Origin of the sequence: Floridaenema fluviatile BLCC-F154 (assembly GCF_041929135.1) — a bacterium.
Taxonomy (GTDB): domain Bacteria; phylum Cyanobacteriota; class Cyanobacteriia; order Cyanobacteriales; family Aerosakkonemataceae; genus Floridanema; species Floridanema fluviatile.
In genome coordinates this window covers 92,230-102,442 of record NZ_JBHFNS010000079.1, presented here as the reverse complement: position 1 = coordinate 102,442, position 10,213 = coordinate 92,230, and the positions used below count along the sequence as shown (strand labels likewise).

15 protein-coding genes are annotated in these 10,213 nt (G+C 38.4%); 6 read left to right on the top strand and 9 right to left on the bottom strand.

The features are described 5' to 3' along the window. On the bottom strand, positions 1-1,962 hold a 1,962-nt coding region (locus ACE1B6_RS22080), incomplete at its 3' end, for a CHAT domain-containing protein (RefSeq protein ID WP_413259431.1). Positions 1,963-2,072: 110 nt separating this feature from the next. On the opposite strand from ACE1B6_RS22080, the gene ACE1B6_RS22075 reads away from it, so the two are divergent. Genes ACE1B6_RS22075 through ACE1B6_RS22065 form a run of 3 tightly spaced genes read left to right on the top strand, consistent with a single transcriptional unit; the run spans position 2,073 to position 3,143 of the window. Then, the gene (locus tag ACE1B6_RS22075) at positions 2,073-2,408 is read left to right on the top strand and encodes a DUF6972 family protein (RefSeq protein ID WP_413259430.1); all 336 of its coding nucleotides are present in this window, start codon (positions 2,073-2,075) and stop codon (positions 2,406-2,408) included. Continuing rightward, entirely contained in the window at positions 2,359-2,622 is a 264-nt protein-coding gene (locus tag ACE1B6_RS22070) for a hypothetical protein (protein WP_459563081.1), read from the top strand. The genes ACE1B6_RS22075 and ACE1B6_RS22070 overlap by 50 nt, the downstream gene beginning before the upstream one ends. 59 nt (positions 2,623-2,681) lie before the next feature. Then, a complete protein-coding gene (locus tag ACE1B6_RS22065; RefSeq protein WP_413259428.1) occupies positions 2,682-3,143 on the top strand; it encodes a DUF29 domain-containing protein in 462 nt (153 codons plus the stop codon). A 149-nt stretch (positions 3,144-3,292) separates the two neighbouring features. Here ACE1B6_RS22065 and ACE1B6_RS22060 read toward each other — a convergent pair whose 3' ends face one another. Both ACE1B6_RS22060 and ACE1B6_RS22055 read right to left on the bottom strand, forming a co-directional pair. After that, complete coding sequence (locus ACE1B6_RS22060; RefSeq protein WP_413259427.1) at positions 3,293-3,535, bottom strand: hypothetical protein; 243 nt, start codon at positions 3,533-3,535, stop codon at positions 3,293-3,295. After that, a complete protein-coding gene (locus ACE1B6_RS22055) occupies positions 3,498-3,857 on the bottom strand; it encodes a DUF6972 family protein (RefSeq protein WP_413259426.1) in 360 nt (119 codons plus the stop codon). Before ACE1B6_RS22055 ends, ACE1B6_RS22060 begins: the two co-directional genes overlap by 38 nt. A 100-nt stretch (positions 3,858-3,957) precedes the next feature. Between ACE1B6_RS22055 and ACE1B6_RS22050 the strand changes: the two genes are divergently transcribed. The 3 genes from ACE1B6_RS22050 (at position 3,958) to ACE1B6_RS22040 (ending at position 6,968) form a co-directional block, all read left to right on the top strand. Continuing rightward, entirely contained in the window at positions 3,958-4,833 is an 876-nt protein-coding gene (locus ACE1B6_RS22050; protein WP_413259425.1) for an isocitrate lyase/PEP mutase family protein, read from the top strand. 187 nt (positions 4,834-5,020) lie between these two features. Next, entirely contained in the window at positions 5,021-6,187 is a 1,167-nt protein-coding gene (locus ACE1B6_RS22045) for an AbrB family transcriptional regulator (RefSeq protein ID WP_413259424.1), read from the top strand. Further along, positions 6,162-6,968 (top strand): DUF1838 domain-containing protein, encoded by an 807-nt coding sequence (locus tag ACE1B6_RS22040; protein WP_413259423.1) that lies wholly within the window; start codon positions 6,162-6,164, stop codon positions 6,966-6,968. Before ACE1B6_RS22045 ends, ACE1B6_RS22040 begins: the two co-directional genes overlap by 26 nt. 12 nt (positions 6,969-6,980) lie before the next feature. On the opposite strand, the gene ACE1B6_RS22035 is transcribed toward ACE1B6_RS22040, so the two are convergent. The 6 genes from ACE1B6_RS22035 to ACE1B6_RS22010 form a co-directional block, all read right to left on the bottom strand. Beyond that, complete coding sequence (locus tag ACE1B6_RS22035) at positions 6,981-7,532, bottom strand: hypothetical protein (protein ID WP_413259422.1); 552 nt, start codon at positions 7,530-7,532, stop codon at positions 6,981-6,983. A gap of 17 nt (positions 7,533-7,549) precedes the next feature. Continuing rightward, positions 7,550-8,569: a VOC family protein gene (locus ACE1B6_RS22030; RefSeq protein WP_413259421.1), complete on the bottom strand. Its 1,020-nt coding sequence runs from the start codon at positions 8,567-8,569 to the stop codon at positions 7,550-7,552. Between the two features lie 75 nt (positions 8,570-8,644). Then, positions 8,645-8,980, bottom strand: coding sequence for a DUF4870 domain-containing protein (locus ACE1B6_RS22025; protein ID WP_413259420.1), 336 nt, complete (start codon positions 8,978-8,980; stop codon positions 8,645-8,647). A gap of 135 nt (positions 8,981-9,115) precedes the next feature. After that, positions 9,116-9,358, bottom strand: a complete 243-nt coding sequence (locus ACE1B6_RS22020; protein ID WP_413259419.1) for a type II toxin-antitoxin system HicA family toxin — start codon at positions 9,356-9,358, stop codon at positions 9,116-9,118. Next, positions 9,351-9,584, bottom strand: coding sequence for a type II toxin-antitoxin system HicB family antitoxin (locus ACE1B6_RS22015; RefSeq protein WP_413259418.1), 234 nt, complete (start codon positions 9,582-9,584; stop codon positions 9,351-9,353). The genes ACE1B6_RS22020 and ACE1B6_RS22015 overlap by 8 nt, the downstream gene beginning before the upstream one ends. Positions 9,585-9,874: 290 nt before the next feature. Next, on the bottom strand, positions 9,875-10,060 hold the full coding sequence (locus tag ACE1B6_RS22010) for a tetratricopeptide repeat protein (protein ID WP_413259417.1): 186 nt from the start codon (positions 10,058-10,060) through the stop codon (positions 9,875-9,877). Positions 10,061-10,213: the final 153 nt, after the last annotated feature.

Genomic DNA, 10,213 nt, shown 5'->3' with positions numbered 1-10,213 from the left:
TAAGAAAGCTAAACCGGGATAAATACCGTTTTTATCTGCGTCATTTTCGCGGACTACCATATCTACTTCAGCGAGTACATTTGGTAAAGGGTTAAAACCTGCAACTGCATTAGATAAACCGAGTCCTAAAACGGGAGTGTTTGCGGTGCCTGGGGGAAGTCTACTACTTACATCAGTCAACCCAGCTGATAAAATAGTAGAAACGGTGTAATTTTCAATTAAATATTTTTCCCCATCAAACAAAGCCGCCATTGGAATATAGCGGGTAACTCGGTCAAGGGAAAAGACCAGATTAGTAACTTTTTTATTCCCTTTAATCTCAGATTCCAAAGGTTTAATCAACCAATCATAAAGTTGTTTGCTGGTAGCTTTTAATTCCTGAATATCGGAAGTAGGGCGTTGCAGTAATTGGCGGAATTTTAACACAGTTTCCCCTAATTGCTTGCGAGAAACCGGAACTTCAACACTTTTGAGAACTCCACCTTCAGCGGCTAAAAGTAACCAAGTTTTATCTTCCACAACGAAGGGATAAATTAACACAGTACCAGGTTGGGCGGCGATAATTTCTCTAGCTTTGCGTCCGAAGTCGTTGGGGTCGAGAACTTTTTCGTCTTGGGCGCGACGGTTAGCGATAATTTGTTTTAAAGTAGCAATGCTTTGATTATATTGAGTAGTTAAAGCTTGTAATTGATCGTTGAGTTGGCTTAATTCGCTGCATTGAGTTTTGCGACATTCCGTAACTTTTTGCCCGAAAGCGATTAAACTGCCGTGAGTTTTGATAATCTGTTCTTCAGTGGAGTTAAGGTCGATGCCGGAAGTTTGGTTACTCGCTTTAGTGTTGCGGGTGTAGTCGCGGATTTCTTGGATTTTCAGGAGTTCTAAAACTTGTTGTGCTTCTAAAATTCTGCCTTGTCCCAGTAAGAGATTAGCTAAATCGCGATAGGTAGATGCAACAGTTTCGGTGTAGGATTTTTGTTGTTCTTGGGGTAGTTTGCGTAAATCTTGGCGAATAGTTTCGGTAACGTTAACTGATTGTTTGTAGAAAACGATGGCTAATTCTGGTTGGTTTTGTTTGTTTAGTGAGTAACCAATATGACTAAGAGTTAGCCTTTCCACAGCCTTGTTACCAACTTGCTGGTGAATCGCTAAAGCTTGCTGATAGTATTCCAAAGCCTTCAGGTACTGTCCGAGATTGCGGTAAACTGACCCAATATTATTAAGAGTCGTTCCTTCACCCGCCTTGTCGCCAACTTCCCTGTAAATCGCTAAAGATTGCTGATAGTATTCCAAAGCTTTTGGGTACTCTCCAAAACTGTGGTAAATGTTCCCAATATTATTAAGAATCGTCCTTTTCTCCGCCCTGTTGCCAAGTTCCTTGTTAATCGCCAAAGCTTGCTGATAGAAATCTAAAGCTTTCGGGTACTGTCCAAGACTGTCGTAAACTAACCCAATACCAACGAGAGTCCTTTCTTCCCCCGCCCTGTCGCCAACTTCTTTGAAAATCGCTAAAGATTGGCTTAAGTATTCCAAAGCTTTCGGGTACTGTCCGAGATTTTTGTAAACATTCCCAATATTATGGAGAACTGTCCCTTCATACGCCTTGTTGCCAACTTCCCTGTAAATCGCTAAAGCTTGGCTAAAGAATTCCAAAGCTTTCGGGTACTGTCCAAGACTATCGTAAACTGTGCCAATATAACTCAGAGTCACCCCTTCCCCTCTTTTATCTCCTATTTCTCGATAGATTACCAAAGCTTGCTCGAAATTTCGTAATGCTTCTCGGAATTGACTTTGACGATACTGCTGTTGTGCTTGTTGAAGTAATCTATCCGCCTCAGCTTTTTGTTGTTGATTTGTTGTCGTCTGTGCCATTGCACTTAATATAGTTGGCGTAGTTTCTCCTAATGGGAAAGTAGAAGCAACTGCAAACATAAAACTAGCAGCAAAAACACTCAGACGACTCATATATAACTCCGCAACTAACAGTTATCCACTGGCTGTTCAATTACATTTATCTCTCATCACTGAGAACTTATGCAAATTATCTCACTGTAGCGTGTGATATTCTCAAATTTATGAGTGGCATTGAACGCGAATTAATTCTTGATACTCGTCATATTCCCAAACATTTACCCGATACGCCTCAAGTGCAAAGGTTGTTGCGGCGTGGAAGGGCTGCTCATGTTTTCAACGACGAAGCTACAATGAATCGAGTTGCTCAAACCGTAATTGAAAGAGGAAATTACACTGGAACTATCAGAGGCTATGAGCGTTTTGGTCTGTTATTCGAGGAAGCCATTGGTTATAGAATTAGTCCAGATGGTTCAATCATCCCACTATTTTATGGAGAGGTGAAAATTGATGCAGAAAATCGATACCACGTCACTCCCCGCACCAGATTTAGTGAATAATAACTGGGAATTTGCCGAAGTTTGGATGGATGCAATGCTGTTTCCTCCTTATATATTGTTGTTACTTGGTGACAAAGCCGGGAATTGTTGTGTATACGATCCTACTGAAGGTTACAAAATTATCTTTACTAGTTCAACTTACGAAGAAGCCCAACTTTGGTTGTTAGAAGATGAATATGAACCAATTGAAGGGCGAGTTGTTAGTTATAATTAGGCTTGTATAAAGGCTTGATTTATACTAAAAGCATTCCCCCGAAACTTGGAGGTAGCCGAGTGACAGATAGAGTGTTTCTCGATAATAAAAGTAAGTTATACGAAAGTGACTTTTGCTTGTGGGTAGAAGATACCGTCTCCAAGTTGAAAGCACAAAACTTTGATGAACTGGATTTAGAAAATCTAATTGAGGAGATTGAAAGCTTGTCCAAACGAGACAAAAGAGAGTTAAAAAACCGTCTGGACGTTCTCCTAAATCATTTACTTAAACGCTGTTACATTCCCACACCGGAAAACTACCGAAGCTGGGAATTAACTATCAGAGAACAACGCAAACAATTACAAAGATTACTAGAACAATCTCCTAGTTTACAAGGTTATTTATTAGAAGTGTTTGCCGAAATTTGGCAAGTTGCTTTAGCAGATGCCCAAAAAGATTATCCTCAAATCAAATTCCCTGATGATTGTCCATTTCCTGAAGATGTAGAAGCAATTTTATCAGCAGAATTTTGGATTATTTAGTGTTGTGTTGCGCGGAGTTTACTTTGTTTATTCCCATCTTGGACGAGTGCCAAAATCCGCCTGCGAATCAATTCGCAGGCTAATAGCGAAAGTCCTCTTCAGAGGACTAAATAGTTGTAATCAAAAGGTTTCAGTCCACATTTTTGACTTCATTCCTCGTAGCGACCTTCAACTTGTTCGTATTCATCTTCAAGCAGGAATAATTTAACTTCTTCGTAGTCGCGACTTGAATAGATCACCTTATAATTCTCTTTGGGGTCGTATACTTTGTAATTGCCAGCAATATCCCCAACTAACATTAATAAATAAGGAATTTCCAAAGTTGGATCGATCCAAGTTTCAACGAACTTCCAATCAGCTATCTGTACTTGGTCTGGGTCGTGGGACAACATGATATTTCACTCGCAAAATTTTCATTTCAGCGTAGTACAGCGGGATGCGATCGCCTTGTCTATCAATTCTATAGCCAATTGGTTCATCAAACAATAGTCCATAGCGTTCGTGATTGCGTATCACTCCGATAAAATTTCCTCGGTCAAAAATTTCCTGCGTGACTCTCAGCATTGTTTCTTCGTCCAGAAAAACATGAGCTTTACCTTCTTTCTCCAAAAGCTTTAGCATTTGAGGTGTATCTGGTAAGTGCTTTGCCACATGACGTTCCGCACGAACTAGAGTGCGCGATGGTCTAGGCGGGGTTTGGTTTTCTTCTGGCATACTTAATTAACAACTCTCTCACCGAAAATCTGAAAAAAACTACCAATAGCCCAGTAAATTAGGGCAAAATTATAAATCTATCTCTCACAAATTTACTTCTATGTCGGCAGGACAAAAACTACGTCAATTAATTGCACGTCCCGGAATTATCGTTATCCCTGGAGTTTATGATTGTTTGGGGGCAAAAATTGTCGAACAATTAGGTTTTGAAGTTGCGGCTACCAGCGGTTTTGGGATTGCTGCTTCTACTCTTGGTTTACCTGATTACGGTTTTCTCACGGCAACGGAAATGTTGTACAGTGTTGGCAGAATTGCCCAATCAATAACTATTCCTTTAATTGCGGATATGGACACTGGTTATGGTAATGTTTTAAATGTAATGCGAATAGTTAAAGATGCCGTTCAATTGGGTTTAGCTGGGATTATTTTGGAAGACCAAGAATGGCCGAAGAAATGCGGTCATTTTGAAGGGAAAAGAGTGATTTCAATGGCGGAACACGCTGGAAAAATTCGCGCCGCTGTGAAAGCGCGAGGAGACAGCAGTTTAGTTATTATCGCCCGAACGGATGCTCGTGGGCCATTGGGTTTAGAAGAAGCTTTTCGGCGGGGAAAGGCTTATATTGAAGCTGGCGCAGATGTGTTGTTTGTGGAAGCGCCGCAGTCGGTGGAGGAATTGAAGGCGATCGCACAAACCTTCCCCAACGTCCCATTAGTTGCTAACATCGTCGAAGGTGGGAAAACCCCGGAAATTTCTGCCCCAGAATTACAAGAAATGGGTTTCAAAATTGCCTTTTTCCCCGTCACCGGACTTTTAGCCACAACTCAAATAATGACAGCTTGTTTCCGCCAATTGAAAGAACATGGCACCACCGCAAATTTTACTGACTTGGTGCAATTTAAAGATTTCCAAGAATTTATCGGTATTCCCAAATATCGCCAAATAGAACAAGAATTTATTCCACTGGAAGAAGCTTAATGTAGGTATTAATGCTATATTAAAACAAAAGAATCACAATTTAACTAAACATGGCTTCTAGCGAATATTTAGTCAATCTGGCTTTATTAACAGAAACTCAAATCAAACTTACCCGCTGAGATCGATCGTTTGATGCCGCAAACTTGCAACTAACTTACTTAACTTTGGAGATAATAAAAACTTAACTGTGAACAATAGAATAGCAAAAAATTGGTTAGTAATTTTGGGTTTAGAACTACTTCTTTCTTTACCTTTCAGTTTTGCTTTTGGTAAAATTTTGCCCATAGGAGGAATTACTTGGATATTTGGCGGCATTGCTGCTGGTGCCTTAACAATTTATACTTCGCGTTTCGCAAAATGGAATATTAAACCACACCCGATAGGCAGAAAAATTGGACAAGCTTTAGTGGGAACTGCGATCGGATTTTCTATAGCTAACGGCAACCTAGAAGCAGTTTACTCACAATTACCAACCTTCCTATTTTTAACGCTATTTATTATGATAACTGGCGTATTTATTGGCGGTTTTTTCTCCAAAGTTAGCCGCACAAACATCTTCACAGCTATGTTAGCCACAACCCCAGGTGGTGTAGGAATTATGTCCAGCTTTGCCGCTGAATATAAAAAAGATGTTGCCATAGTTTCCCTAGTTCAAGTAATCAGAGTAACCAGCGTTGTCATTATTATACCAATATTAGCCCGGTCAATAACTAACAGTAATGTTACTTCTGTAAGCAATTCAATCAAAAGTTTATTCCCTGCAAGTAGTTTATCGTTACTGTTGCTAATTATCCTCTTAAGCTGCACATTTTTGGTAGTGCGACTAGCTAAAAAATGGCAAATTCCCACTCCTTTCTTCTTTGGTGCGTTAGTAGTAGGTACAAGCTTTAGCTATTTCTTAAATCTTGTACCATTTCTGCATGAGATCAACTTTACTCCACCTTATATCGTTAACTTAATTGGTCAAGCATTACTAGGAATTAGCATTGGTGAAGCTTGGGGAAACAATCCGAAAATTAAGAAAAGAGCGATCGTTTATGCTTTAATTCCTGTAAGCTTAACTATTGTAGCCGGATTTATTGCTGCTACTTTCGCCTGGGTGTTAACTCCTTGGGATTGGCTAACTTGTATGCTAGTCACCGCACCTGGAGGCGCAGCAGAAATGATCCTAGTCGCCCTCTCCTTAAATCATAATGTGGAAATAGTCACAGCTGGGCATTTAATGCGACTAATTGCTTTGAACGTTTCTCTTCCTTTGTGGCTATTGTTATTTCGTTATCTTGAAGAAAAAGTGGCAAAAAACAATTACCTATTAAGAGGATTAACCAATGATCAATCAAGTAAAAGAATTTGATACTAAAGAATGGGTGAAAGTGCGTTCTTCCCTTGATGGAAATCAAACTTTTCTCACTTGGACAGGTTCAATCTACTCTTTTGTCCCTAATGAAAAAAAGAAACGTTTGTTTAACATTGTGGGGATGAGTGTTAGTAGATGTATCGCTAATGATGATGATAGTTGGGATTTTACTTCACGGGAATTAACTTATTATCTTGACCCGGAAACAGGCGAAATTTTGCATAAATGGCAAAACCCTTGGACAGGGGAAACTGTGACTGTAGTTCATGTAGCTAATAGTCCGGTAGAAGGACATTTTAAAGGTAAGTTTCCCGGACAAGTAAATGGTGAAATTACTACTTTTGTCTTTGATTTATTTCCTACCTATCCTAATTCTTTAGCAGCAGATGAAAGATTTAAGGATTACAGTCCCCAAGAAACTTATCAAGCTGCGGAGTTATTTAAACTGACAGTTCCGACTAAAGATTTAGAAAATCCAGACACAGTTACAGTGTCAGAAATGTTTATTGCTTGGGATAGAATCGGCCCTTGGCTACCTTGGATGAAAATGGGAAATAAAGCTGGTAATTTGATTTACAGTGCGAGTGGTTTGAAGGTAAAAGATTTTACTGATTTACCGCAATTACTGCAAGATGAAATTAACTCGCGAGTTCCTTTATATAAAAATGCGCCGAAATCTCCTTTAGATGATGATATGACTTCTTGGACATACTTTAAAAAGCATTTTGATGCTTATTTAGCTGGGGAAAGATTTCCGATTCCTGAAGCTGAGGAATAATTTTCAGTTTACTTAAAGACAACCTTCGACAAATTCAACTTCTGGAAGTTTACCAGATCTGTAACGAGTAACGCGAGTTCCATCAGTTTCAAACAATACGCGATAATTTTTATCAGCATTATCTTTGGGAACAAAAGTTAAATAATGCCCATTTTGCACATACTTATGGGGAGTTACTTCAATTTGTCGCGGATAAAGTGACTTAATTCTAGTTTCAGTATCCCCAATTTTTGCACCTTTTCCTGTAGTAATGCGTTTGTTTTCTCGAATATCAACTCTAGCAATTTGATTATTTGTCACCATAAAACTAACACCTTTTGGTTGGTTTTGTGGCTTAAAGTATAAACAACCGCCTTCTTCACCTCCGCTTTGAATTTGAACTAACTTAGTTCCCGCTGCTTGTGCTGCTTGATTAACCGTCATTCCCACTCGAATTGGCCCAATTCCATTGATAAATACTTTTGCTCCTTCGCTTAAGTTTGCCTGTGCATTCGCTAAGTTACCCAAGCAAATAACGATAATTAAACTCATTAAAAGAATTGAACTGTTAACTCGGCTAAACATAAACAACTCACCATAAATTATTTTGCAATCAAAGTCCAAAAATAACCATCTGGCGCAACAAAAGAAAAGCTTTTTTCGCCAAATTCGTTAATTTCTATTTCGGAAAATCTTTTCACATTACTTTCTTTAATTCGGTGAAAGTACTCTTCAATATCACTCACTCGATAAGTGTATAACGACATTCCTAAACAGCCTGGTTGTGCTTTTTCAAAGCAACTTTCTAAATTCATAGATTCAGGAAAGCGAATTATATAAAGTCTGCCAGAACGTGCAGCTTTAAAATCAGTTGAAGAACGAGGATCGTCAAAAGCTGTAACTATTAACTTTTCTGGCGGTTGTAAATCAAAAAATTCTCTTGCCGCTGCCGAACTATTATAAGTAGTTTCATCATCATCTCTTACTCGCAGCAAACCCAATGTTTCTTCATAAAAACGTAGGATTTCTTTACTATCGTCCTGAACAATGATACCTAAATGAGTAATTTGACTAGCTTTGAAAGGCGCACCTTCGTTAATTTTTCCGTAATCAGTTAAACTGTAATTGAAGCGTTGAAACAAAACTTGTCGGGTTAAAGGTTGCAGTAATAGCATTTCTCGTACCCCGGTAGGTGAATCGATAAAAGGTCGAGTTGGTCTATCTTGGTTATAGATAATTTCCCAATATGGAAAAGTATATACAATTGGTAAACCTGCTTTTACTGCTGCTTCAGTATGATTTAAAATATTCATTAAATCAGCAGTTAATGTAGTAGTCCAACGGTTGCCTTTCAGCTTCATTGAACTTAATTTTAACCCTTCATTTGTTGGGTTTTCCCAAATCATCAAGCGGACTAAACCGTGGTCGGAATCTTGATGAAATAAGCGAAAGGAACGCAAACTAGAATTAACTCCATATAAGTTGAATGCTTGTTCTGGGGATAATTCTCCAGTTTGCCCGATCGCATAACCAAATTGTGCCCAATATTGAATTAGAGGCATGGCATCCTCTACTCCAATACATACTTCATAAATTCCGGCAATTGGGGTAGATGTTTCCATAAACAGCGCCAATTTTTGCTATTGATTTGTTGTTACATATTCTACTTGCCAAAGGTTCATAAATCTATAGCAAAACTACAATAAGCGAATAATAAATGGATAGTAATAGGGACGGTGGGGATTACGATAAACTTTCATTATAGCAATAATGGGCATGACAAAACTGGCACTCGCTAACAGAAACAACAGCGGAATGCCAATTAACAGAAAAATTAGTAAGGCAAATGCGATCGCATACACATAAAGATTAATGTGAAAATTCAAAGATTCCTTGGCATTCGCTTGCACAACCGGATCTTCGTTGAATAACCAAACAGCAATTGGTATACCAATTGACACAATTAGAAAACTAAAAAACACCGATCCATGACATAACAGCGATAAAATTTTTCTCTGATCCTTGTTCTTCATAAACGATCCTCAGAGCTAAGTTTTACCTTTCATCGATCTTAGACTATCTAATTTTCTTGTTGTTATCAAATGTTAAAATTAGCGATCGCGGATTTTTGGGTGTAATCAATTTAACTTTTAACTCGATCGCAGAGATTACAAACTATAAAAATAAGGATATAATTCTGACTCTGGAATATATTTGCTTGCCTGTCTGAAAATTGCTTTACAAGTTCCCGTATCTAACTCTGCATGATTAGGTACTGTAAGAGTTTCCTTTCCCGCAATTCCTTGGCGACGCAATTTGATGTGACTCCCTTTTTGGCTGTGTATCTGAAAGCCAAAATTAGCGAAAATATCAACTACTTCTGCACCCGATAATCTTTTGATTTTAGGCATATTCTGGTTGTAATTCAAAAGTTAATATAATTGTCGGTTTAGCCACTAATCCAAATTCAGCCGGATCTTCATCTTCCAAATGGAGAGTAACAGCTTCAACGATATTTGTTGCCACTTCATCTAATGTATCTCCCTGTGTTACCACAGAAATTTCTAAGCACTCAGCTACATAGCCTTTCTGTTCGCCTGGACGGATAAAAGCATTTATGTTTTGTCGCAGTTTCATTGTTCTGTTGATGAAAGGTAAAGTTCAATTGTTTCTTGGATATTTGCTTATTTTAGCATTATTTATAGTATATTTATGATAATAAATTAACAATTTTTCCTATCAATAACCATTCCTTCAGAAATATTAGAACTAGTCGATCGCCTGAATCAAGAATAAACGAAACCGAACAAGAATTAATCAGTGGACTCAACCGAGTTTGATGCACTAAATATGATATTAGATGAAGCTATTGTCGCAACCTTGTAATGATTCAAAAATTTTTAGTCCATTTTAATGGACTTGGGCTATTAGCCTGCGGCAAAATGCGGATGTTCTTCACCCAATCTTTGTTTAACAATATCCCGACATTGCTGATACCAAACTTCTGCTTGCTGAGAGAAACTTTGACCTTTATAAAACCTACCTAAACCGTTAAAAGGTGTAATCAAATCCTCATCATCCAGAAATTCTAAACGATAGGTTTCCTGACGCACTTCCTGAAGCAAATGCCAATGTTCTGAAGGGGGGACAACAAACTGTCAAACCCCTACTGCGTCAGGGTTTGACAGTTTGTTGTCCGAAAAAAATAGGTCTGCTATTCTCAAGAAGACCTAGTTAATTGAAAAAAATGAATTTATTACCTGTAT

What these genes read in the sequence shown, in the direction of transcription:
- ACE1B6_RS22050 (WP_413259425.1), top strand. Translation starts at nt 3,958, where the DNA reads ATGTCGGCAGGACAAAAACTACGTCAATTAATTGCACGTCCCGGAATT.
- ACE1B6_RS22040 (WP_413259423.1), top strand. Translation starts at nt 6,162, where the DNA reads ATGATCAATCAAGTAAAAGAATTTGATACTAAAGAATGGGTGAAAGTG.
- ACE1B6_RS22055 (WP_413259426.1), bottom strand. Translation starts at nt 3,857, where the DNA reads ATGCCAGAAGAAAACCAAACCCCGCCTAGACCATCGCGCACTCTAGTT.
- ACE1B6_RS22060 (WP_413259427.1), bottom strand. Translation starts at nt 3,535, where the DNA reads ATGTTGTCCCACGACCCAGACCAAGTACAGATAGCTGATTGGAAGTTC.
- ACE1B6_RS22030 (WP_413259421.1), bottom strand. Translation starts at nt 8,569, where the DNA reads ATGGAAACATCTACCCCAATTGCCGGAATTTATGAAGTATGTATTGGA.
- ACE1B6_RS22015 (WP_413259418.1), bottom strand. Translation starts at nt 9,584, where the DNA reads ATGAAACTGCGACAAAACATAAATGCTTTTATCCGTCCAGGCGAACAG.
- ACE1B6_RS22020 (WP_413259419.1), bottom strand. Translation starts at nt 9,358, where the DNA reads ATGCCTAAAATCAAAAGATTATCGGGTGCAGAAGTAGTTGATATTTTC.
- ACE1B6_RS22025 (WP_413259420.1), bottom strand. Translation starts at nt 8,980, where the DNA reads ATGAAGAACAAGGATCAGAGAAAAATTTTATCGCTGTTATGTCATGGA.
- ACE1B6_RS22035 (WP_413259422.1), bottom strand. Translation starts at nt 7,532, where the DNA reads ATGTTTAGCCGAGTTAACAGTTCAATTCTTTTAATGAGTTTAATTATC.
- ACE1B6_RS22070 (WP_459563081.1), top strand. Translation starts at nt 2,359, where the DNA reads ATGCAGAAAATCGATACCACGTCACTCCCCGCACCAGATTTAGTGAAT.
- ACE1B6_RS22075 (WP_413259430.1), top strand. Translation starts at nt 2,073, where the DNA reads ATGAGTGGCATTGAACGCGAATTAATTCTTGATACTCGTCATATTCCC.